At 70.2% G+C, this 19,258-nt stretch carries 31 protein-coding genes and 1 tRNA gene; 27 read left to right on the top strand and 5 right to left on the bottom strand.

The window, feature by feature from the left end:
• Window positions 1-15: 15 nt before the first annotated feature.
• The 4 genes from cydB to E1287_RS22625 all read left to right on the top strand — a co-directional run bounded on the left by cydB (window position 16) and on the right by E1287_RS22625 (window position 5,244).
• Entirely contained in the window at window positions 16-1,095 is a 1,080-nt protein-coding gene (gene cydB / locus E1287_RS22635) for a cytochrome d ubiquinol oxidase subunit II (RefSeq protein WP_131967052.1), read from the top strand.
• On the top strand, window positions 1,092-2,753 hold the full coding sequence (gene cydD / locus E1287_RS44840) for a thiol reductant ABC exporter subunit CydD (RefSeq protein WP_207934392.1): 1,662 nt from the start codon (window positions 1,092-1,094) through the stop codon (window positions 2,751-2,753). Before cydB ends, cydD begins: the two co-directional genes overlap by 4 nt.
• An 11-nt stretch (window positions 2,754-2,764) precedes the next feature.
• The gene (gene cydC / locus E1287_RS44835) at window positions 2,765-4,501 is read left to right on the top strand and encodes a thiol reductant ABC exporter subunit CydC (protein ID WP_207934391.1); all 1,737 of its coding nucleotides are present in this window, start codon (window positions 2,765-2,767) and stop codon (window positions 4,499-4,501) included.
• 146 nt (window positions 4,502-4,647) lie between these two features.
• On the top strand, window positions 4,648-5,244 hold the full coding sequence (locus tag E1287_RS22625; protein ID WP_131967051.1) for a peptidoglycan-binding protein: 597 nt from the start codon (window positions 4,648-4,650) through the stop codon (window positions 5,242-5,244).
• A gap of 290 nt (window positions 5,245-5,534) precedes the next feature.
• On the opposite strand, the gene E1287_RS22620 is transcribed toward E1287_RS22625, so the two are convergent.
• Window positions 5,535-5,987: a MerR family transcriptional regulator gene (locus E1287_RS22620; RefSeq protein ID WP_165969145.1), complete on the bottom strand. Its 453-nt coding sequence runs from the start codon at window positions 5,985-5,987 to the stop codon at window positions 5,535-5,537.
• Between the two features lie 87 nt (window positions 5,988-6,074).
• Between E1287_RS22620 and E1287_RS22615 the strand changes: the two genes are divergently transcribed.
• A complete protein-coding gene (locus tag E1287_RS22615) occupies window positions 6,075-6,854 on the top strand; it encodes an SDR family oxidoreductase (protein WP_131967049.1) in 780 nt (259 codons plus the stop codon).
• 11 nt (window positions 6,855-6,865) lie between these two features.
• On the opposite strand, the gene E1287_RS22610 is transcribed toward E1287_RS22615, so the two are convergent.
• The gene (locus E1287_RS22610; RefSeq protein WP_131967048.1) at window positions 6,866-7,255 is read right to left on the bottom strand and encodes a VOC family protein; all 390 of its coding nucleotides are present in this window, start codon (window positions 7,253-7,255) and stop codon (window positions 6,866-6,868) included.
• A gap of 215 nt (window positions 7,256-7,470) precedes the next feature.
• On the opposite strand from E1287_RS22610, the gene E1287_RS22605 reads away from it, so the two are divergent.
• Complete coding sequence (locus E1287_RS22605; protein WP_279506243.1) at window positions 7,471-7,824, top strand: tyrosine-type recombinase/integrase; 354 nt, start codon at window positions 7,471-7,473, stop codon at window positions 7,822-7,824.
• Here E1287_RS22605 and E1287_RS22600 read toward each other — a convergent pair.
• Window positions 7,815-7,887 (bottom strand) — tRNA-Ala (locus E1287_RS22600). The two genes, E1287_RS22605 and E1287_RS22600, sit on opposite strands and share 10 nt — an antisense overlap.
• Before the next feature lie 139 nt (window positions 7,888-8,026).
• Here E1287_RS22600 and E1287_RS22595 point away from each other — a divergent pair.
• Window positions 8,027-9,121 carry a tyrosine-type recombinase/integrase gene (locus E1287_RS22595; RefSeq protein ID WP_131967046.1) on the top strand — a complete coding sequence of 365 codons (1,095 nt, stop codon included), beginning with the start codon at window positions 8,027-8,029 and terminating at the stop codon, window positions 9,119-9,121.
• Window positions 9,122-9,575: 454 nt separating this feature from the next.
• Window positions 9,576-9,878, top strand: coding sequence for a hypothetical protein (locus tag E1287_RS22590; RefSeq protein WP_131967045.1), 303 nt, complete (start codon window positions 9,576-9,578; stop codon window positions 9,876-9,878).
• 70 nt (window positions 9,879-9,948) lie between these two features.
• Here the strand turns inward: E1287_RS22590 and E1287_RS22585 are convergent, their stop codons facing one another.
• Window positions 9,949-10,404 (bottom strand): helix-turn-helix domain-containing protein, encoded by a 456-nt coding sequence (locus E1287_RS22585; RefSeq protein ID WP_131967044.1) that lies wholly within the window; start codon window positions 10,402-10,404, stop codon window positions 9,949-9,951.
• A 166-nt stretch (window positions 10,405-10,570) separates the two neighbouring features.
• Here E1287_RS22585 and E1287_RS43915 point away from each other — a divergent pair, with 166 nt between their 5' ends.
• From E1287_RS43915 to E1287_RS22510, 16 genes are all read left to right on the top strand, one after another.
• On the top strand, window positions 10,571-10,816 hold the full coding sequence (locus E1287_RS43915) for a helix-turn-helix transcriptional regulator (RefSeq protein ID WP_165969144.1): 246 nt from the start codon (window positions 10,571-10,573) through the stop codon (window positions 10,814-10,816).
• A 121-nt stretch (window positions 10,817-10,937) separates the two neighbouring features.
• The gene (locus E1287_RS22575; RefSeq protein ID WP_131967042.1) at window positions 10,938-11,207 is read left to right on the top strand and encodes a hypothetical protein; all 270 of its coding nucleotides are present in this window, start codon (window positions 10,938-10,940) and stop codon (window positions 11,205-11,207) included.
• A gap of 78 nt (window positions 11,208-11,285) precedes the next feature.
• Window positions 11,286-11,732, top strand: coding sequence for a hypothetical protein (locus tag E1287_RS22570; RefSeq protein WP_131967041.1), 447 nt, complete (start codon window positions 11,286-11,288; stop codon window positions 11,730-11,732).
• Window positions 11,729-12,388: a hypothetical protein gene (locus E1287_RS22565; RefSeq protein WP_131967040.1), complete on the top strand. Its 660-nt coding sequence runs from the start codon at window positions 11,729-11,731 to the stop codon at window positions 12,386-12,388. The genes E1287_RS22570 and E1287_RS22565 overlap by 4 nt, the downstream gene beginning before the upstream one ends.
• A complete protein-coding gene (locus E1287_RS22560) occupies window positions 12,385-12,840 on the top strand; it encodes a hypothetical protein (protein WP_131967039.1) in 456 nt (151 codons plus the stop codon). Before E1287_RS22565 ends, E1287_RS22560 begins: the two co-directional genes overlap by 4 nt.
• Window positions 12,837-13,001 (top strand): hypothetical protein, encoded by a 165-nt coding sequence (locus tag E1287_RS43910; protein WP_165969143.1) that lies wholly within the window; start codon window positions 12,837-12,839, stop codon window positions 12,999-13,001. The genes E1287_RS22560 and E1287_RS43910 overlap by 4 nt, the downstream gene beginning before the upstream one ends.
• A 2-nt stretch (window positions 13,002-13,003) precedes the next feature.
• Entirely contained in the window at window positions 13,004-13,213 is a 210-nt protein-coding gene (locus E1287_RS22555) for a hypothetical protein (protein WP_131967038.1), read from the top strand.
• The gene (locus E1287_RS22550) at window positions 13,210-13,728 is read left to right on the top strand and encodes a Holliday junction endonuclease (RefSeq protein ID WP_131967037.1); all 519 of its coding nucleotides are present in this window, start codon (window positions 13,210-13,212) and stop codon (window positions 13,726-13,728) included. Before E1287_RS22555 ends, E1287_RS22550 begins: the two co-directional genes overlap by 4 nt.
• Window positions 13,728-13,973 carry a hypothetical protein gene (locus E1287_RS22545; RefSeq protein WP_131967036.1) on the top strand — a complete coding sequence of 82 codons (246 nt, stop codon included), beginning with the start codon at window positions 13,728-13,730 and terminating at the stop codon, window positions 13,971-13,973. The genes E1287_RS22550 and E1287_RS22545 overlap by 1 nt, the downstream gene beginning before the upstream one ends.
• On the top strand, window positions 13,970-14,272 hold the full coding sequence (locus E1287_RS22540) for a hypothetical protein (protein ID WP_131967035.1): 303 nt from the start codon (window positions 13,970-13,972) through the stop codon (window positions 14,270-14,272). Before E1287_RS22545 ends, E1287_RS22540 begins: the two co-directional genes overlap by 4 nt.
• 29 nt (window positions 14,273-14,301) lie before the next feature.
• Window positions 14,302-14,574: a hypothetical protein gene (locus tag E1287_RS22535; protein WP_131967034.1), complete on the top strand. Its 273-nt coding sequence runs from the start codon at window positions 14,302-14,304 to the stop codon at window positions 14,572-14,574.
• The gene (locus E1287_RS22530) at window positions 14,571-14,972 is read left to right on the top strand and encodes a hypothetical protein (protein ID WP_131967033.1); all 402 of its coding nucleotides are present in this window, start codon (window positions 14,571-14,573) and stop codon (window positions 14,970-14,972) included. Before E1287_RS22535 ends, E1287_RS22530 begins: the two co-directional genes overlap by 4 nt.
• Window positions 14,965-15,354 carry a hypothetical protein gene (locus tag E1287_RS22525; protein ID WP_131967032.1) on the top strand — a complete coding sequence of 130 codons (390 nt, stop codon included), beginning with the start codon at window positions 14,965-14,967 and terminating at the stop codon, window positions 15,352-15,354. Before E1287_RS22530 ends, E1287_RS22525 begins: the two co-directional genes overlap by 8 nt.
• Window positions 15,351-16,121 carry a hypothetical protein gene (locus E1287_RS22520; RefSeq protein WP_131967031.1) on the top strand — a complete coding sequence of 257 codons (771 nt, stop codon included), beginning with the start codon at window positions 15,351-15,353 and terminating at the stop codon, window positions 16,119-16,121. The genes E1287_RS22525 and E1287_RS22520 overlap by 4 nt, the downstream gene beginning before the upstream one ends.
• Before the next feature lie 52 nt (window positions 16,122-16,173).
• A complete protein-coding gene (locus E1287_RS44830) occupies window positions 16,174-16,902 on the top strand; it encodes a hypothetical protein (protein WP_207934390.1) in 729 nt (242 codons plus the stop codon).
• A gap of 79 nt (window positions 16,903-16,981) precedes the next feature.
• Window positions 16,982-17,161, top strand: a complete 180-nt coding sequence (locus E1287_RS22510; protein ID WP_131967030.1) for a hypothetical protein — start codon at window positions 16,982-16,984, stop codon at window positions 17,159-17,161.
• A gap of 68 nt (window positions 17,162-17,229) precedes the next feature.
• Here E1287_RS22510 and E1287_RS43905 read toward each other — a convergent pair whose 3' ends face one another.
• A complete protein-coding gene (locus E1287_RS43905) occupies window positions 17,230-17,547 on the bottom strand; it encodes a hypothetical protein (protein ID WP_165969142.1) in 318 nt (105 codons plus the stop codon).
• 126 nt (window positions 17,548-17,673) lie between these two features.
• Here E1287_RS43905 and E1287_RS22505 point away from each other — a divergent pair, with 126 nt between their 5' ends.
• From E1287_RS22505 to E1287_RS22495, 3 genes are all read left to right on the top strand, one after another.
• Window positions 17,674-17,817 carry a hypothetical protein gene (locus E1287_RS22505; protein ID WP_207934389.1) on the top strand — a complete coding sequence of 48 codons (144 nt, stop codon included), beginning with the start codon at window positions 17,674-17,676 and terminating at the stop codon, window positions 17,815-17,817.
• A complete protein-coding gene (locus E1287_RS22500; RefSeq protein ID WP_131967029.1) occupies window positions 17,814-18,245 on the top strand; it encodes a hypothetical protein in 432 nt (143 codons plus the stop codon). The genes E1287_RS22505 and E1287_RS22500 overlap by 4 nt, the downstream gene beginning before the upstream one ends.
• On the top strand, window positions 18,242-19,258 hold a 1,017-nt coding region (locus E1287_RS22495), incomplete at its 3' end, for a bifunctional DNA primase/polymerase (protein ID WP_207934388.1). The genes E1287_RS22500 and E1287_RS22495, both read left to right, overlap by 4 nt.

Raw genomic sequence — 19,258 nt, 5'->3', positions numbered from 1 at the left:
GAGGGCAGGCCGGTCATGGAACTCACCACCGTCTGGTTCATCATCATCGCCTTCCTGTGGACGAGCTATTTCTTCCTGGAGGGGTTCGACTTCGGCGTCGGCATGCTGCTGCCCGTCCTCGGCCGCAGCGACGTCGAACGGCGCGTCGTCATCAACACCATCGGGCCCGTCTGGGACGCCAACGAGGTGTGGTTCATCGTCGCCGGCGCCGCCATGTTCGCCGCGTTCCCGGAGTGGTACGCGACCCTGTTCAGCGGCTTCTACCTGCCGCTTCTCGCCATTCTGCTGTCGCTGATCGTCCGGGGCGTCGCGTTCGAGTACCGGGGCAAGCGGGACGACGCGCGGTGGCGATCCCGGTGGGACAAGGCGATCTTCTGGGGCAGCCTCGTCCCCGCGTTCCTGTGGGGCGTGGCGTTCGCGAACATCGTCCGCGGCGTGCCGCTGGACGCCGACCACGAGTACGCCGGGACGCTGGCCGACCTGTTCAACCCGTACGCGCTGCTCGGCGGGCTCACCACGATGATCCTTTTCGTCTTGCACGGGGCGGTGTTCCTCGCGCTCAAGACGTCCGGGGACATCCGGGTGCGGGCCCGGTTCATCGCGAGCGTCGCCGCGATCGCGGCCATCGCGGCCGGAGGCGGCTTCCTGCTGATCACGCAGCTCGACCACGGCAAGCCCGTGACCTGGCTGACCGCCGGGGGCGCCGCGATCGGGCTGGCGGTCGCCGCCGTCGCCAACCGGAGGGGACGCGAGGGCTGGGCGTTCATCGGCACCGGTGCCGCCATCGTGCTCGCCGTCGCGACGCTGTTCACCTCGCTGTTCCCGGACGTCATGCCGTCCACCCTCGACGCGGCCGGCACCCTGACCACCGACAACGCCTCCTCCACCCCCTACACGCTCAAGATCATGACGTGGGTGGCGGCCGTCTTCACCCCGATCGTGATGATCTACCAAGGCTGGACGTACTGGGTGTTCCGTAAGCGCATCGGCACGTCCCACATCCCGGCGACGGCCCGGGACGACCGGAAACCGCTGAATCCACCGGACTCCCCGCCGAGCCCGCCGAACGCGCGGCCGACCGAGCCGGTGCGATGAAGCCCCTCGACCCCCGGCTGCTCAAGCACGCCCGGACGACCCGCGCCTTCCTGGTCGCGTCCGTCGCGCTCGGAACCGCCACCGCCGGGCTGATCATCGCGCAGGCGACGCTGCTCGCCGACATGCTCACCCGCGCGTTCCTGGACGGCGCCGCGCTCGGCGACCTGCGCGTCCCGCTGCTGCTCCTCCTCGCCGTCGTCCTCGGCCGGACGGTGGTCGCCTGGCTGCAGGAGGTCGCCGCGCACCGCTCGTCCGCCGCCGTGAAGTCGCAGCTGCGCGCCCGGCTGCTCGCGCACGCGCTGCGGCTCGGCCCGCGCTGGCTGTCCGGCGAGCGCAGCGGCGAGCTGGCCACCCTCGCCACCCGCGGGATCGACGCGCTGGACGACTACTTCTCCCGCTACCTGCCGCAGCTCGTCCTCGCCGTGATCGTCCCGGCGGCGGTGGGCGCGCGGATCCTGATGGGCGACTGGCTGTCGGCCGTGACGATCGCCGTGACGCTGCCGCTCATCCCCGTGTTCGCGATCCTCGTCGGGCTCACCACCCAGCGGAAGATGGACCGCCAGTGGCGCATGCTCTCCGTCCTGTCGTCGCACTTCCTCGACGTCGTCGCCGGCCTCCCCACGCTCAAGATCTTCGGACGCGCCCGCGCCCAGGCGGACAAGATCCGCGAGGTCACCGACCGGCACCGCCGCGCCACGATGTCGACCCTCCGGATCGCTTTCCTGTCGGCACTCGTCCTGGAACTCCTTTCGACGATCTCCGTCGCGCTCGTCGCCGTCTCCATCGGGCTCCGGCTCGTCGAAGGCGGCCTCGGCCTGGAGACGGCGCTGCTCGTCCTGATCCTGGCGCCGGAGGCGTACCTACCGCTGCGCCAGGTGGGTGCGCAGTACCACGCGAGCGTCGAGGGCCTCACCGCCGCCGGACGGATCTTCGAGGTGATCGAAACACCCGCGCCCGCCTCCGGCACCCGCACCACGGTCCCCGATCTGACCCGCGCCACGATCCGCCTGGACAACGTAACGGTCGCCTACGACAGTCGGGACGCGCCCGCGCTCGACGGCCTCTCCTTCACCGTTCACCCAGGCGAAACGGTCGCCCTCACCGGGCCGAGCGGGGCCGGGAAATCCACCGTGCTCGCATTGCTGCTGGGTTTCGTCCAGCCCGATTCCGGCCGCGCGCTGATCGACTGGACCGACCTCGCCGACCTCGACCCGGACGCCTGGCGCGCCCGCATCGCCTGGGTCCCGCAGCGCCCCCACCTGTTTAGCGGGACGATCGCCGCCAACATCCGCCTGGGCCGTCCGGACGCGTCCGACGCCGACGTCCGCGCCGCCGCCCGGGCCGCGAACGCCCTGCCGTTCATCGACGCCTTGCCGTCCGGCCTCGACACCCAGCTCGGCGAGCGAGGACTCGGCCTCTCCGCCGGCCAGCGGCAGCGCATCGCCCTGGCCCGCGCCTTCCTGCGCGACGCTCCGCTCCTCCTCCTGGACGAGCCGACCTCGAACCTCGACATCGAGAGCGAGGCGGCAGTACTGGACGCCGTCGGCCGCCTGGCAGCCTCCCGAACCGTGATCCTGGTCGCCCACCGCCCCGCCCTGGCCGCCCTCGCCGACCGGACGATCCCCATCCCGTCCCACCCCGTCCCGGTGACGACATGACCGGAGGCGGCATGATCCTTCGGCTGCTCGCATTCGCCCGTCCCGCCCGGTGGCGGCTCGGCCTGGCCGTCCTGTTCGGCGTTCTCGCGCTCGGCAGCGGCGTCGGCCTCATGGCCACGTCGGCATGGCTCATCTCGCGCGCCGCGCAGCATCCGCCGGTGCTGACGCTCATGGTCGCGATCGTGGCCGTCCGCGCCTTCGGGCTGGGACGCGGCGTGTTCCGCTACATCGAACGTCTCATCGGCCATGACGCGACCTTCCGGATCCTCGCCGACCTGCGCGCCCGCGTGTACGAACGGCTGGAACGGCTCGCGCCCGGTGGGCTTCCCACTTTCCGCAGCGGCGACCTCCTGAACCGGCTCGTCGCCGACGTCGACGCCGTCCAGGACCTCTACCTGCGCGTCCTCCTTCCCTGCACGGTCGCCGCTGTCGTAGGCAGCGCATCCGTAGGTCTCGCCTGGGCGCTGCTTCCATCGGCGGGCGCCGTCCTCCTGTGCGCCCTTCTCCTCGCAGGCGTCGTCGCCCCCTGGTTGTCGGCCGTTGTCGCGCGCCGTGCCGAACACCGCACGACCGACCTGCGCGCCGATCTAACCACCCACGTTGTGGACACCCTCCAGGGCGCACCCGAACTCATCGCTTATGGCGCCGCCCCTGCACACCTCGCCAAGGCAACCCAACTAGACCGTGACTTCACCCGCGCGTCGGCCCGTTCCGCCACCACCGCCGGTGTCGGTGCAGCAATTTCTGCTCTCGCGGGCGGTCTGGCCGTGTGGGGCAGTCTCGCCGTGGGCGGACCGGCCGTCCGCTCTGGGACGCTTGACGGGGTGCTTCTAGCAGTGGTCGTCCTACTGCCTCTGGCCGCATTCGAGGTCGTGGCCGGACTGCCGCTGGCCGCGCAGTACCTGGAACGTGTCCGCCGTTCTGCCACGCGCATCTTCGCCGTCCTGGACACTCCCGAGCCAGTGCACGACCCAGCCGCTCCCACGCCCCTCCCTGGAGCGCCCTACACCCTCAGGGTCGAAAACCTCTGCGCCCAATGGACGCCCACCGGCACCTACGTCCTAGACGACATCACCCTAGAGCTGACCCCAGGCCGCCGTTGCGCGATCGTCGGCCCAAGCGGCTCAGGCAAGACCACACTCACCGCCGTCCTACTCCGCTTCCTAGAACCCACCAGCGGCCGGACAACCCTCAACGAAGTAGAAGTGCAATCCCTCAGGGGCGACGACGTCCGCCGCATCATCGGCCTATGCGCCCAGGACGCCCACCTGTTCGACTCGACCATCGGCGAGAACGTCCGCCTGGCACGTCCCACCGCCACCGACGACGAGATCCGCGAAGCCCTCCGCCGCGCCCGCCTCCTCGACTGGATCGACGCGCTCCCCCAGGGCCTCGACACGCGCGTCGGCGAGCACGGCGCGCGGGTGTCCGGCGGCCAGCGCCAGCGCATCGCCCTGGCCCGCGCCCTCCTCGCCGACTTCCCGATCCTCCTCCTGGACGAGCCAGCCGAGCACCTCGACATCGAGACGGCCGACGCCCTCACCGCGGACCTCCTGACCGCAACCGAAGGGCGCACGACCCTGCTCGTCACCCACCGCCTCACCGGCCTGGACGCCGTCGACGAGATCATCGTCCTCGACGGCGGCCGCGTCGCCGACCGCGGAACGCACGCCGACCTGGTGTCCCGCCCCGGCCTCTACCGATCCCTATGGCGGCGGGAGCGCGCCGCCGAGCCGACTCCAATTTAAGAAAGTAAATTATTCAGAATCATGTAAACCCGCGCCCGGTTCCATTCGTCCGCCCAAATTATCCGAGATTGCCGAGAACAATTCCTTATCGGTCGGCATCACACCGAAGTACAGGATCCAATCGACCGGAACGGGGGATTCCACAGATGAAGATCTTGCTACGCGCGGTGCTCGGCATCGCGGTGACACTGCTGGCGATCGGCGCCAGCATGGGCGCGATGAGAACGGCCAGCGCGGACGGCCCGGACACCGATCCCGCGGTCGTCAAGGCCATCGAGTCCCAGCCGTGGGTGGAACTAGGCCCCGGCGACAGCGACTACCGCATCGCCTCAATGCGCTGCTACCTGGTGCAGTTCCAGTTCTACAAGGACTGCACGCCGACGTCCGCCGGCGAGGGCTGGCCGTCGAACCTCTCGGCCGCGCTGGAGGACTACCAGGAATCGCACAACCTGCCCCAGACGGGCATGCTCGACATCGAGACCTGGGGCGCGCTCCGTGACGACGGCGGCGAGGTCGGTGCGGGCAGCGGCCGCGTGGCCCAGATCAAGGGCATCCAGTACGCGATGAAGGTCCTGCAGGACCGGTCGCTCGTCGTGGACGGCCGGTACGGCCCGGCCACCACGGCGGCGGTCAAGGCCTTCCAGGAGCGCAAGGAGATCGACGCCGACGGAATCTTCGGCGAGATCACCTTCCGCGCCGCCTTCGCCCAGGGTGCCGAATCCCAGCGCACCCCCGGCCGCTAAAGGCCACCAACGGCGGCCGCCTCACTACACGAGGCGGCCGCCCCACCTTTTCCGCCAGAACCAAATAACCCGCCCAGCGAATAGCCCTCCCAAGCACGAGCCGACCATCACCGCACAGCCACACAACGAGCGATTCGTTCACCGTCAACGACAAAAGCCAGCCCGTTACTCACTCTCCCCCCAAGCCACAACCGCACACACGTTGGCGGATACGACAAGATGCATGACACCACCGTCCACCCCGACCGGCGCCGTCATGCGCAGCACTCTGCGAGCGCCACGGAAAAGTCCTAGGCGGGACCGGGACGGTGGTCGGCGGCGGGGGACGCCTTCCTCGCGGCTGCCGCGAGCGTTTCGGCGTGTGCTCGCAGAATGCGGTGGTGCACAGGGCAATCGTCGAGATGGTCGTGCTCGCAGTCCAGGGCGTGCCGCAACGCTTTCTGCGCCCGCTGTATCTGCTGGACGCGCTCATCGAGCTCACGCAGTTTCGCCGACGCGGCCGCTCGCCAGTTCGGCGCCGTCCGCCCGCTCGGACCCACGAGCACCGCGATCTCCGACAGCGTGAAGCCGGCCTGCTTCAGCAGGTCGATGAGCGCGACCTGTTCGACGGCGTCCTCGTCGTAGACGCGTTTGCCACCCGCACGCCTGGCGGCGCGGAGCAGTCCTTTGCGCTCATAGAAACGCAGGGCGGACGACGCCAGCCCGGTGCGAGCCCGCAGTTCGGCTATCGACAGCTCACTCATTGACTTGAACCATAGTTCAACCTGGATGCTTGCCGACGTGAGGATTCGTACCATGCAACCCCGCGGCAGCGGGTGGAGGACATCGCGATGACAACGTCGAGTAGAACGCGCATCGCCGTGGTGACCGGAGCGGGCCGGGGGATCGGGCTGGCGATCGTGCGCGCACTCACCAAGGACGGTTTCACGGTCGTGGCCGGCACCCGCACGACCACCGAGGCCCTACAAGCCGCAACCCCGCACACGTACACCGTCGACCTGGCACTCCCCAACGGACCGGACCGCCTCATAAGTCACGCGCTCGAAAAACACAACGGCATCGACCTGCTCGTCAACAACGTCGCGGGCACTTCGACTCCCAGCGGCGGATTCCTCGAACTCGACGACGACGCCTGGCACCACACGCTCAACCTGACGCTCATGACGGCCGTGCGCACAATCCGCAAAGCGATGCCAAGTCTCCTGGAGCGCCGCGGTGCGGTGGTCAACATCAGTTCTGTCAACGCCCGCTTGCCGCAACCACGCCTGATCGCCCAGTCAGCCGCCAAAGCCGCATTATCCAACCTCGGCAAAGCGCTCGCGGAGGAGTTCGGCCCCCGAGGCCTGCGAGTGAACACCATCTCCCCCGGCCCAGTCCGGACGGACATATGGACGTCCCCAGGCGGCCCAGGCGACCTCCTCGCTCAACGCGCAGGCATCGCCAGAGAGAACATCACCGACCAACTCCCGACGCGCATGGGCCTCTCAACCGGCAGCTTCGCCGACCCTCACGAGATAGCGGCACTCGTCGTCTTCCTCGCCTCCGGCCAAGTCCCCAACATGAGCGGTTCAGAACTGGTAATCGACAGCGGCCTACTCAAAACCGTCTAACGCGCCCGAGATCAGGTAGCCACGTCTCCGGTCAGGTAATCGGCCCGGCCTTCGTCGTCGAGCTCGAACGAGCCCTTGGGGATGATGCAGAACTCGTTTCCGTCGGGATCGGCCATGACGAGGAAGCCTCCCGGGTCGTATTCGGTCAGCCGGCGTCCGCCCAGCGCCTCCACCCTGGCCTGCTCGGCGGCCGGATCGTCCGACTCCAGATCCAGATGAAGCCGGTTCTTCCCAGCCTTGAAGCCGTCCGTCCGCTGGAAACCCACGCCGAACCCGTCCCTCCGTTCAAGCCAGACATACGGCCCCGCCCGCGCGACCACCGGCCGGTCAAGCAGCTCACTCCAGAAGGCCGCCAACCGATCCGGATCCGCAGAGTCGATGATCACGGAGTTGACATCCATGACCACCAACCTGCCCGCAAGAAGCCCGACAATCCAACAAGGCCGGCCTCTGTTTCGTCCTCGCCGACCTCGCGGACCAAACCTCCAGGCGAACGGCTCGACGTGACATCGGTCAGGACGGCCGCCGAACATCGCCTCTAAGACGCGGCAGTGATCTGTGTAGGGAAGGCGCTTGAGTTCGCCGGACGTCCAGCGGTGGAGTTGGGCGCGGCTAGGTGCGGGCGAACTTCCGGCGCAACTGGGTGCGGGCAGTGGGTATGGCTGGGCTCAAGGGTGTGCGGTTCCACGATCTCCGGCACACCGGGAACACCCTCGCCGCGATCGCTGGGGCGACCCTCCCGGAGCTCAAGGAGCGCATGGGTCATGCGAGTGACCGCGCGGCCATGATCTACCTACACCCGACGGACGAGCGGCATCGGGAGATCGCGGAGACACTTAGCGCCATGGCCAGAGCTGAACTCAAGAACGGGCACGCAACGGGCACGGAAGCGCAAGAAGAGGTCGTGACGGGCCAGAGCCCAGGTCGGAACTTCGGTTCTGACCTGGGCTTTCTGGTGGGTGGAGCCTAGGGGATTCGAACCCCTGACACCTGGCTTGCAAAGCCAGTGCTCTACCAACTGAGCTAAGGCCCCTTGTCATCCTGTTGTTCACCTGCGGAAACGCCGGATCGGCGCAACCGACGTCGATCGTACACCGTGGGGAGAGCACAGGCTTTCCGGACGGGTCGGCCGGTAGGGCACCGGCGGACCAACACCCCTCCGGGAGGATCAGATGCACGCCGAGGTCATCCAGTTCGACCCGTCCCGCCGCGGCCGAGGCCGCACGAAGCGCACACCGAAACCCGCCGAGCAGACGCCGCCCGGCCTGCCGATCATGGCCGCATGGGACTCCTGGCTCCTGGCGCTCGAAGCGCGCGACCTCTCCGACAAGACGATCGACACCTACGGGTACGTCGTCCGCCGCTTCGTCGCATGGCTCCGGGACGAAACGGCGTGCGCCTGCCACGAGCACACCGGCGACGACCCGCCGGAGTGCCCGGCCGGGGCCGACTTCAAGAGCCCCGATTTCGACTTCGGCGCGCCCGGCGTCGAGCACGTCACCACCGTCCACATCCGCCGCTACCTCATCCACGTCCGCCGCCGGAACTCCCCCGCCGACGCACACAAGCACTTCCGCACGCTCCGCACCTTCTTCAACTGGCTGATCAAACAAGGGGAACGGGAATCGCCGTCCCCGGTCGACTCCGATGACGAGCCGAACGTCCCGGGGAAGGTGTTCCCGCCACTCACCGACGACGAGCTCCGCGGCCTCCTGCGCACCTGCAAGGGCGACACATTCGAGGACCGGCGAGACACCGCGATCATCCGGATTCTGATGGACAACGGCGTCCGCGTCGAGGGCCTCGCCGGGCTCCGCTTTACCCCGGACGACCCGGACACGCAGGACGTGCACATTTCCCGGTACGTGCTCCGCATCGTCCTCAAGGGCGGGGACGAACATCAGGCGCCGATCGGGCGGAAGGCGGTCTACGCCCTCGACCGGTACATCCGAGCGAGGGCGCGCCGTCTGGACGCCAGGTCCGAGCCGTGGTTGTGGCTGGGCAAGAAGGGCCGTCTCGGGAAGACGGGCATTCAGCAGATGCTCGACCGACGCGGCAAGCAGGCCGGTATCGACGGCCGGTTGCACCCGCACCGGTTCCGCCGCACCATGGCCGACAACTTCCTCGAAGCCGGCGGCGACCCCCTCGACCTCATGCGCATCGGGGGCTGGAAGTCGCTGGCCATGGTGCAGCACTACACCGCGGCGCGCGCGGACGCCCGCGCGCTCAAAGCGCACGCGCGGTTGTCGCCGGGGGACCGGATCTGACGCACAACACGCGAAGCCGCAGCAGCCGCGGAGCTGTCACGCCGAGGACGCAGGCACGCGGAGCCGGTTGTCCTTGCCCGCTCCCGGCAGGTGGGACGTCCGGCTCCGCCGGAGGGGTGGTGTCGGGGGGTGTCGTCTGGTCGGGCGGCGTGGGCTCGTCGACGGGTTCGCCTCCGCCGTTGACGGCCGACGTTGGTGACGTCGTGGTCGAGGGCGGCACGGTCGGGCTCGGCGTGGTCGGCGTAGGGGTCGGCATCTCGTAGGGCGGCGGGGATGGGGTCCCGTCGGAGGTTTCCGGCGCGGGCGTGGGCGCCGGTCCGCGCGGAGGCAGCGGGGATGGGCGGGGTTCGGTGATAGCGGGTGGACGGGGCGGCGGGTCCTGGACGAGCGGGACAACCCCTAGCGAGATGGTCGCCGCTGTTCCCGCGGCTACGGCCGTCGTCGTCAGAAGAGCATGCTGTCGCACGGAACGTTCCACGGCGACTATGGCAGCGGCGAGGCCCCCGCCGATGATGGTCCATCCTCGGCGCTTGGCGCGTTCACGGGCGGGGCGTTTCTTCTCTTCCGCGATGGCCGCGCGGACGGCGGCGAGATTGCGCTCGTACTCCGCTTCGAGGTGGCGGAGTTGGGTGATGCGGTCGAGGCGCTCGCCGTTGTGGTCGGCTCCATCAGGTTCGGTCACGTGGACCCCATGACGTCGTTGTCGTGCGCGCGTGGGTCGACCGATCGTGCCTACTCAGAGGTCACGCCAGGGTAAAGGGTCAGTCAGGCGGCCAGATTCGGTCAGGAGTTAGTTACGTTGCGTTCAGGTTTTGTTGGGGTTTGCCCTATCTCGTGCGTTCCTGCCGCCGGTCCTCGTCCGTCGCTTCTGGTGGCTTGCCCGCGACGCGTTCGAGTTCGGTGGCGAGCACGCGCTGACGGCGTGCGAGTTCGGCGACGCGCTCCCCCGGATCGGCGGGCAGGCCGGCTAGCGGGTCGGTCGAGGTCGGCTCGGCCGCTAGGCGAGCCTTGATGACCTCCTGGATTTCGGCGGCTTCGTCGTGGCCGAGCTCGCGGAGTTGGTCGGGTTCTATCCCTACGACGGTGGCCATGTGGGCGAGTTGGCTGGGGCTCGCCTCGGCGGGTTTGCCGCCTTTGGTTTCTTCGCCGGCTTCGATCTGGCGCCAGCGGCGCGCGGAGAGCTTGATTTGTAGGCGGGTGGCTGCGATCTCTGGCGAGATGCCGAGGGCCTCGCGGTAGCGGCGGATGAGCAGGGCCTCGGCGGGTGAGGTCTGGTCGGTCATTGTCGTGGTTTCCCTTGGGGAAGGTGGGGAGCTTCGGTCTTCCTTCAAGGAACTGTACGGAACTTCATGCAACTCCGGAAGTCAGGTAAGGGGAACCTGCCTAGGACGGCACGAAACTTCAAGAAGAGACTTGCAGTTCCTTGAAGTTCCACGTAGCTTCATGCAGGTGATCGAAGACAAGCGCCTACCCCAGGACAAAGACCGCCTGTTCAGGGCGCGCGTCCGGGCGCGTCTCTCGCAGCAGCAGCTCGCCGACAAGGCCGGCATCTCCAAGAGCACGGTGTCCCGGCTGGAGAACGGCAGGGTCGCGGCCGAGGTGGAGACCCTCCACCAGGTCGCCGACGCGCTCGGGCTGCCCGTCGAGGACCTGATGCCCCTGGACCCCGCCCTCGCCCGTCAGGCGGCGAGCTAATGGCACGCACCCCCGGATGGATCTGCCCCATCCCGACCTGCCGGGCGTGGAACCCGGACACCGCGGTCGTCTGCGTCAACACGCCGCAGCACGACGCCCCGCGACCTGGCGAGGACGACTGATGGCCGCGAAGGACCCCGCCGTCCGCCGGCTGAACGCCCGCATCGCCGTCAACACCTCGTGGGCCCGCACGCCCGTCCGCTCCGAGCGCACCGAGAACGCGCGCCGCGCCAGCCCCGGGCGGGTCGAGTACTGGGAGCGCGTCATCCGCGAGGAGGGCGAGGTCTCCGAGGCCGATATCCCCGCCGCCGCCCGCAACGCGCAGCGCCTCTACATGGCGCGGCTCGTCAAGAAGCGCGCCAACAAACGCGCAGCCCAGACCCAGAAGTGAAGAACGGGCCCGCCGCCCGGCACGGCGACGAGCCCAACGACCCCACACGAGACAAACACACAAAAGGAGCAGGGCCTGATGTCCAGTATCCACCTCCTCGACGCGCGGTTCTTCCCCGCGGTCGCCGCTCGCAACGGCATCCGCCAGACCGAGCGGGCGTTGATCTTCGCCGGGCGCCTGGAGCCGCTGCAGGTGGGTCGCCGCACCTGCTACCGGTGGCGCGACGTCCTCGACGTGATGCCCGACTGGGCGCGCCGCCTCAAGACCGCGATCGAGGTCGAGCCTGCCGCCACCGGCGAGCACCGGTCCGGGCTGGCCGGCCACACGGTGACGGTGGAGCGCGCCACCCGCCTCGTTGCCCGCCGCGTCGGCGTCGAGTACGGCGCCTGGATCGTCGTCGAGCGGATGGACGGGGACCTCGCTGTGCCGGTCGCCGTCCCGGATCGGGACATCCCGGTCGTGTTCGCCGAGCTGTACGCGCGCAGCCGCGGCGCTGTCTACGTCCCCGCCGGGGGCGCGTCATGACGGGCCCCGAGTCGTACATGGTCGACGCCGCCGCATTCCGGACAGCGCTCGCCACCGGTCTCGCATTCGCCGAGAAGAGCGGCGAAATCCCGACCCTCGACGGCGTCAACCTACGGCCTAGCGATGAGGCCGGCCGCCTGGTCGAGGTCGCCGCGACGAACCGGTACGTCCTGTCCGTCGAAACCCTCCCCGTGCACGACGAGACGCGCGCGAAGTTCGAGACCCTCATCCCCACCCACATCGCCAAGCGGCTCCTCGCCCTCATCCCCGCCGGGACCAAGCGCCGCCCGATCGAGGGCGCAGTCATGGTCAGCCTCGACGCCGAGCACCGCGTCGCCGTCGCATACGTGGGGGCCGGGGACGGATTCGAGGCGACGGTCACGTTCCCCCGCCCCGGCCGCGAAAAGGCCGCGTTCGTCGACTACCGGTCGATCCTCGACCAGCTCGCGAAGACCCCGGACGACGAGCGGCTTTCCCGCGTGCACCTGCGCCCGTTCCTGCTCGCCGCAGTGGCGAAGACCCTCAACGCCCGCACACCCCGCGAGACCCCCGTCGCGGTCGACGTGTTCGCCCGCAACCGGCCCATCACTCTCGCCACCGAAGACGGCGCCCTGACGGTGCTGCTCATGCCCGTCCGCAAGGAGACCGACCAGTGACCTCGTTGAAGCGCCCCAACCGCCCCACTGCCCCGCAGATCGCGCCCGTGCAGCCGGGTCCGGCGCCCTCGTCGACGCTCCTGACCCAGTTCGCGCAGGAGGCCGACCGGAAGCGCATGGAGGCCGGAGAGCACAAGGTGACCGCGTCCACGGCGGCCGAGGCCGCGAGCGTCGCGCAGGCCAACGCCGACCAGCTCGCCGAGCAGCTCCGTCCACTCATGGCCGAGGTCGACCGCATCCGCGCCGTGCTCGACGAGCAGACGACCAAGGCGGACGAGCACCGGACCCGTGCCCGTGAGCACGAGGCGCGTGCGGCGGAGCTGCTGAACGACGTGGCGTACCTGGACGAGATCGCCGCCCGCGCTGGACGTCCGCCCGCGCCGTGTTCCTGCACCGCCCCGGACGCGGGGGACGCCGCGTGCCCGATCCACGGGACGGAGGCCGCGTCGTGATCGCGTTGTTCGTGCTGCTCGTCCTGGCCGCCGCGGCGGCCGGGGTCGTGGCCCGCGCCTACCTGCTCCCGCACCCCGGCCACCACACCGCCAAGTGGCTCGCCTCCCACACCGTGACGGCGCTGCCGCCGCACCGGATCGACATCGGAAAGTGGGTCTGACCGTGTCTGATGACCTGCACGTGATCGTGTACACGGCGGGTGACGTCGTGTTCGTGGCGACCGTCGTCTTCGTCGCCGTCACGGCTATCGCGATGGTCGCCTACGTCGCCGGCCACAACGCCGGTGTCCGCGCGCAGCAGGCCGCCACGCAGCGCCGGGACCGCGCCGAGATGAACCGCACCGCCGCCCTCTACAAGCGGGGCGCCCGGTGAACGCGGTCGGTCTCGATCTGTCCCTCACCGCTACCGGCATCGCCCCCGTAAGCGGCGTCACCCTGACCGTCCAGCCCGGCAAGGGCCTGCGCGGCGCCGCCCGCCTCGCCGAGATGCGCGAGGGCATCCTCACCATCACGACCGCTGGGGGCGTGCCGGACGTCGTCGCCATCGAGGGCCCCGCCTACTCGCGGGCCCTCGGCGCGGGGCACCACGAGGCCGCCGGGCTGTGGTGGCAGGTCGTCTGCGCGCTGCACACCGCCGGGATCCCGTACGCCGTGGTCACGCCGTCGACGCTCAAGAAGTACGCGACGGGGCGGGGAAACGCGACGAAGGCCGATATGCGGGTCGCGCTGCTGCAGCGGACCGGGCTTGACCTGCGCGACGACAACCAGGTCGACGCGTGGTGGCTGCGGTGCGCGGCGCTCGACAGTGTCTGCGAGGCGCCCGTCGCTCTGCCGAAAGCGCAGCGCGACGCCCTCAGCAAGGTCGAGTGGCCGAAGGCCGGTGCGTGATGGACGATCTGACGCTGTTCGACGTCCCCGACGCCCCGGCGGCGCCGCCACCCGCCCCGCACCGGCCGGTGTGGACCCGCGTCGACACGCACCGCCGCTGCGACTGGTGCACCCGCGCGATTGCCGAAACCGGCGGTGCGGGGCCGCGCGCCGCGGTTGCCCGCTGGAGGGTTTCGGGCCCGGACGGCGGCACGCTCCTGTGCTACCGGCACGGGCAGGAACTCCGGGCAGGTGAGCCCCGATGACCGCGGCCAAGAAGTACAGGCGGTGGTGCGTCTGCGCCTGCTGCGGGCTGGAGGGCTGGCACTCCTCGAACGGGTGGCGTCACGCCTGCTATCAGCGGTGGGTCTACGCCGGGCGCCCCGACTCGGGCCCGCCGCCACCCCGGCGGGCAGGGCGCGGCGCCGAGGCCGCGAGCCGCATCGAGGACTACGTCGAGCTCCGCTCGTGGCAGGTGCCCCGCGAGGAGGCCGCGGAGCGGCTCGGCGTGTCGATCCGCACTCTCTTCCGCTACGACCGGCGCCTCAAAGCGGGCGCGTCGTGAACCGCCGCCCCGGGCCTCTCCGGGAGTGCGTGAAGTGCCGGAAGGTCAAGCCGCACCACGCGCGCGGGGAGTGCCTGGGCTGCTACCGGAAGCGGTACCCCAAGTGCGACGCGCCGATCGGCAACCCCGGCGGCAAAGGCCAATCCCGCGACCCGGGCGCCGTCGCGTCCCGCGTGGAGGACTACGCCTTTGTCCGCTCCGACCGGTCGGTGTCCCGCGCGGAGGCCGCCGCCCGGGTCGGCATCTCTTACCGCACCGCAATGCGCTACGACCAGCGACTCAATGAAACGAGCAACGCATGACCAGCAGCAAGAAGGCGGACGAGGCCGCGCCGGCGCCGGTGGACCTCGACGACATCGCCGGATGGGTCGACGCCGACCGCAAACTCACCCGGCAGATCGAGCAGGCCGAGGCCAAGGTTGAGGCGCTGCGGCTGCAGCTCGGCATCGATGACCTGACGAAGGCGCGGGACACGGTCCGGGCGAAGGTTCAGGAGCGGATCGGGGACGCGCACGAGGCCCGCATCGCCGGGCGGCCGGTCATCACGTGGAAGCCCAACAAGGCGTCCACCTACCTCGACCAGAAGTCGCTGCGCGCGGACGAGCCGAAGCTGTGGGCGAAGTATCAGAAGGCGAAGAAGGCCGTCCGCCCGTACGTCCTCCTCGCCGTCAACGAGCAGGCCGGGGGCGGCAATGAATGACGCGCCCTGGGGGCTGATCCGCCGCCTCGAAGCCCGCAAGGACGAGCTGGAGAAGGAACTCGCCGACGCCCGCACCGAGATCGAGCAGTTCCGCGCCGACCGGGCTCGTGCGGTCGAGGCGCTCGGCGACGTCGGCCGAGCCGCCGAGGAGGTCAGCGGCGATCTGGAGGACGGTATCAACGCCGAACTCACGGCGGCCCGCGCCGAGGTCGAGCAGCTCGCCGAGCGCGCCGCCGACGAAGGGCTCATCCGTCTCGCGATCTCCGACCCGGGTGCGTTCGTCAAGCGGCAGCGATTCAACGACGGCGACTACGAGACCGTCCCGTCGTGGGGCGCCCGCGCCGTCGTCGTCGCGCTGCGCGAAGGGCGGGGAAATCGGTGACGGCGGTGACGTTCGCGCAGCCCGGGGCCGACGCCAACGACGGGGTCGCGTTCGAGCTGGCCGAGTTCATCCGCGACGCCGCCAACAACGCCCCCCGCAGCCTGCAAACCACCCTCGGCCCGTCCGAGGCCGGAACCCCCTGCGACCGGCGCATGGCCTACAAGCTCGCCGGCTGGCAGCAGCCCAACGGCGGCGGCGACCCCCTCGCCAGTGTGATCGGCACCGGGTTCCACACGTGGGCCGCCGAAGCGTTCTCCCGCCCCGAGCTGGGCGGCCGGTTCCTGGTTGAGCAGCACCTCACCATCGCGCCGCCGCTCATCCCCGGCGGGCACTGCGACCTGTACGACACGTTCTACGACCGCGTCCTCGACTGGAAATGCGTCGGCCAATACTCCTACGACAAATACCGCAAAGAAGGGCCGCGGGAGCAGTACCGGATCCAGGCCCACACGTACGGGCTCGGCTGGGAACTCGCCGGCCGCCACCCCCGCGAAGTCGGCCTCGTCATCGTCCCCCGCCAGTCGGCGCGCCTGTCCGACATCTGGGTTTGGACCGAACCGTACGACCGGCAGGTCGCCGTCGACGCCATCCAGCGCGTGGCGACCGTCAACCAGCTCGTCAGTGTCCTCGACCCCCACCACCACCCCGAAGCGTTCGGGCTGATTCCCGCGAAGCCGGGCCACGAGTGCACCTACTGCCCGTACTACCGGCCCGGCTCCAAAGATCTCGGCGACGGCTGCCCCGGCGACCTCCCGCCGACCACCTGAAACACCACATCCACATCGGCCAACGGCCACATCGGAAACCGGAGAACAACACATGACGCACCAGTTCGCCCAGCCGTCCAGCGGGAGCTTCTTCAAGCCCGCCGACCACCACGGGCACCTCATCCTCATCATCGCCGTCACCGAGACCGGCGAGCGGTACGACTCCATGTACGGCAAGGACAAGCCGTTCGCCGTCGTCGACATGGTCGACCTCGACGACCCCGCGCCGAAGCTGCAGCAGGGCGTCACCGTGTCGCACCCGGGCATCTGCAACAAGCTCGGCACCGCCGCCCGCACCGGGGAAATGGTGCTCGGCCGGGTCGGGCAGATCCCCACCGAGAAGGGCAACCCCGCGTGGGTGCTGGGGCCGTTCACGCCGGGCGCCGATGACATGCGCGCGTCGGCGTGGCTGACGGCGAATCCGATCAACAATTTCGGGCAGCCCGCCCAGCAGCAGGCCCCGGCGCCCGCCCCCGCTCCGCAGCCTCAGCCGGTGCCCGCCCCGGTCCCGCAGCCCGTTCCGCAGGCGCCCGCGCCGCAGCCGATCCAGTACGCGCCGCAGCCCGTTCCGCCCGCGGCCCCGGTCCCGCAGGCGCCGACGCTCGCCCAGGTCGGTCAGGCCATGACGCAGGCACAGCAGCCGCCCGCGGCACCGGCCGCCGCCCCGCCGCAGCCCGCCGCGCCCGCACCGGCGGCGCCACAGACGATCGGCGGAGTCGACGTCACCAACCTGACCCCCGAGGTCATCGCCCTCCTCCAGAAACTCCCCCAGCAGCAATAACCCGCTCGGCCCTGCCTCGCCGCCTCGCTTCCCCCGGGGCGGCGAGGCCGGGCCTAACCCCTCGGAGGAGGACAACCCGATGAGCGACACAACACACAAGACGGAAGAGCGACTCAACGAGGTCCGCGACCAGCTCATGAAGGCCGCCGCAACCCTGCCCAACGCGAAGTCAACCCAGGTCGTCACCGACGTCGCCGGGACGTTCCACATCGACTTCGCCGACGGATCAGGCGTGATCGTCGACCTCTGGCACGCCTAACCTCAGTCCTCGACCCCGGCGCGGCCGGGCACCGGTTCACGACCGATCGAGGGCACGTGAACAACCCGCTACGCCTCGGCTCGATGTGCACCGGCTACGGCGGCCTCGACCTCGCCGCCGCCGCCGACCCTGCCGCCGCCGGCGAGCCTGTTGCCGACGCCGCGGACCTCCGACACCAACGGACCCGGCACCCGCGGCCAGGGCGGGGCGGACCTGCGCACCGCCGTGACGACGCTGCTGCCGACACCGAGGGCCAGCGACACCGGGACACCCGGACGCCGCGCCTCGCCGGGGTGGCGGCCCCCACTGTCGCAGGTGCTGCTGCCGACGCCGACGGCGGCGGACGGCGACCGGACGAGCACCAGGTTCGCGCGGGGCAACCCCACGTTGAGTGGGGCGATTACACCCCCGCGATCGACCGATGGGCCCGCGTCCTCGGACGGCCCGCACCAGCTCCAACTGAGCCTGGACGAACCGGACCCCGCCTGAGCCCCCGGTTCGTCGAGTGGCTCATGGGCCTCCCCGACGGCCACGTCACCGCCGTCCCCGGCCTCACCCGCAACCAGCAGCTCAAGGCGTTGGGTAACGGCGTCGTCCCGAGGCAGGGGGCGTACGCGGTCGCCGAGCTCCTCGACCGGATCGAGGCCGCGGCATGACGGCCCGGGAACCGTTCATCCGCGTCCCCCGCGTCCGCACCGGCAACGAACCCCCACCGGACCCGATCCCGTGCGGCGACATCTGCGTCACCTGCCGACAGCACCGCCGCGCGTGCCGGGGAGGGTGGTGCGCCCCGATCTGCGCGAAAACGTACCGGCGCCCCGGGCCCGTCCACCTCTGCCTCATCACCACCCATGTGGCCGCGAGGCTGATCGTCCGCGCGTCGAGGGCCCAAACCACCTACGTCGGGCCGTCCGGGATCGAGTACCCGCCACCCCCGGTCATGTGGCCGCTCCTCGTCGTCGACATGTGCCCCTGGTGCTCCCGCACCCACCTCCACACCATCCAGGACCCGGGCCCCAGATGGCTGCGCCGATGCCTGCTGACCCGCCGCCCCTACCACGTAATCCTCCGGAGGACGAGTTGACCGAGCCCGCCGCGCCCCAGCCACCCGCCACCCTGACCGCGGCGGCGCTCGCCCTCCACGACGCCGGCCTGTCCGTCATCCCCGCCGCCATCGACGGCACCAAAGCCCCCCTCGGCGCGTGGAAGCGCTACCAGCACGAACGCATGAGCGTCGACGAGCTCAAAGGATGGTTCGACGGCGAACACCCCGGCATCGGCATCGTCTGCGGCGCCATCTCCGGCAACACCGAAATGACCGAACTGGAGGCCCGCGCCGTCCAAGCCGGAATCCTCGCCCAACTCGTCCAGCTCGCCGACGAAACCGGGCTCGGCGACCTCGCCCGCCGCCTCCTCACCGGATACCTCGAACAATCCCCATCCGGCGGCCTCCACATCCTCTACCGGCTCGACGGCGCGCCCGTCCCCGGGAACCTGAAACTTGCCCGCACCGCCGACCGGCTCCCGCTGATCGAGACGCGCGGGGAGGGCGGGTTCGTCGTCGTCGCCCCGAGCCACGGTTCGACCCACGAGACCGGCCGCCCATGGGTCCTGCTCGCCGGCGGCCCCGCCACCATTCCCACCATCACCGCCGACGAGCGCGCAGCTTTCCACACCCTGTGCGCAACGTTCGACCAGACGCCCCGGCCCGAAGCCCCGGCGGGAACCTCGAGCTTTTCCCAGCCAACCGGTAGGGAATCCGAAGGCGGAACTACTCCCGGGGACGACTACGAGGCCCGCACCGATTGGAGCGAGATCCTCGGCCCCCACGGCTGGACCGTCGTCGCACACCGCGGCAACGCGAGGTACTGGCGACGCCCCGACAAACGCCTCGGGATCTCCGCGACGACCGGCATGCGCGACGACCGCGACCGGCTGTTCGTGTTCTCGACCTCCACCGAGTTCGAGACGGACGTCCCCTACACCAAGTTCGGCGCATACGCCCTCCTCGAACACGGCGGGGACCACTCCGCCGCCGCCAAAACCCTCCACCGCGACGGGTACGGCACGCCCGCACCGGAGCCCGCCCGGCCGCCC

Origin of the sequence: Actinomadura sp. KC06 (genome assembly GCF_004348735.1) — a bacterium.
GTDB lineage: Bacteria > Actinomycetota > Actinomycetes > Streptosporangiales > Streptosporangiaceae > Spirillospora.
This window is presented reverse-complemented; position numbering and strand designations above follow the sequence as displayed.

Coding starts and splice junctions, on each gene's coding strand:
- E1287_RS22570 (WP_131967041.1), top strand. CDS start 11,286: ATGTCCAGTATCCACCTCCTCGACGCGCGGTTCTTCCCCGCGGTCGCC.
- E1287_RS22565 (WP_131967040.1), top strand. CDS start 11,729: ATGACGGGCCCCGAGTCGTACATGGTCGACGCCGCCGCATTCCGGACA.
- E1287_RS22585 (WP_131967044.1), bottom strand. CDS start 10,404: ATGACCGACCAGACCTCACCCGCCGAGGCCCTGCTCATCCGCCGCTAC.
- E1287_RS22505 (WP_207934389.1), top strand. CDS start 17,674: ATGGGCCTCCCCGACGGCCACGTCACCGCCGTCCCCGGCCTCACCCGC.
- cydD (WP_207934392.1), top strand. CDS start 1,092: ATGAAGCCCCTCGACCCCCGGCTGCTCAAGCACGCCCGGACGACCCGC.
- E1287_RS22610 (WP_131967048.1), bottom strand. CDS start 7,255: ATGGATGTCAACTCCGTGATCATCGACTCTGCGGATCCGGATCGGTTG.
- E1287_RS22510 (WP_131967030.1), top strand. CDS start 16,982: ATGAGCGACACAACACACAAGACGGAAGAGCGACTCAACGAGGTCCGC.
- E1287_RS22615 (WP_131967049.1), top strand. CDS start 6,075: ATGACAACGTCGAGTAGAACGCGCATCGCCGTGGTGACCGGAGCGGGC.
- E1287_RS22620 (WP_165969145.1), bottom strand. CDS start 5,987: ATGAGTGAGCTGTCGATAGCCGAACTGCGGGCTCGCACCGGGCTGGCG.
- cydB (WP_131967052.1), top strand. CDS start 16: ATGGAACTCACCACCGTCTGGTTCATCATCATCGCCTTCCTGTGGACG.
- cydC (WP_207934391.1), top strand. CDS start 2,765: ATGATCCTTCGGCTGCTCGCATTCGCCCGTCCCGCCCGGTGGCGGCTC.
- E1287_RS22625 (WP_131967051.1), top strand. CDS start 4,648: ATGAAGATCTTGCTACGCGCGGTGCTCGGCATCGCGGTGACACTGCTG.
- E1287_RS22530 (WP_131967033.1), top strand. CDS start 14,571: ATGACCAGCAGCAAGAAGGCGGACGAGGCCGCGCCGGCGCCGGTGGAC.
- E1287_RS22525 (WP_131967032.1), top strand. CDS start 14,965: ATGAATGACGCGCCCTGGGGGCTGATCCGCCGCCTCGAAGCCCGCAAG.
- E1287_RS44830 (WP_207934390.1), top strand. CDS start 16,174: ATGACGCACCAGTTCGCCCAGCCGTCCAGCGGGAGCTTCTTCAAGCCC.
- E1287_RS22540 (WP_131967035.1), top strand. CDS start 13,970: ATGACCGCGGCCAAGAAGTACAGGCGGTGGTGCGTCTGCGCCTGCTGC.
- E1287_RS22545 (WP_131967036.1), top strand. CDS start 13,728: ATGGACGATCTGACGCTGTTCGACGTCCCCGACGCCCCGGCGGCGCCG.
- E1287_RS22500 (WP_131967029.1), top strand. CDS start 17,814: ATGACGGCCCGGGAACCGTTCATCCGCGTCCCCCGCGTCCGCACCGGC.
- E1287_RS22595 (WP_131967046.1), top strand. CDS start 8,027: ATGCACGCCGAGGTCATCCAGTTCGACCCGTCCCGCCGCGGCCGAGGC.
- E1287_RS22575 (WP_131967042.1), top strand. CDS start 10,938: ATGGCCGCGAAGGACCCCGCCGTCCGCCGGCTGAACGCCCGCATCGCC.
- E1287_RS22590 (WP_131967045.1), top strand. CDS start 9,576: ATGCTGTCGCACGGAACGTTCCACGGCGACTATGGCAGCGGCGAGGCC.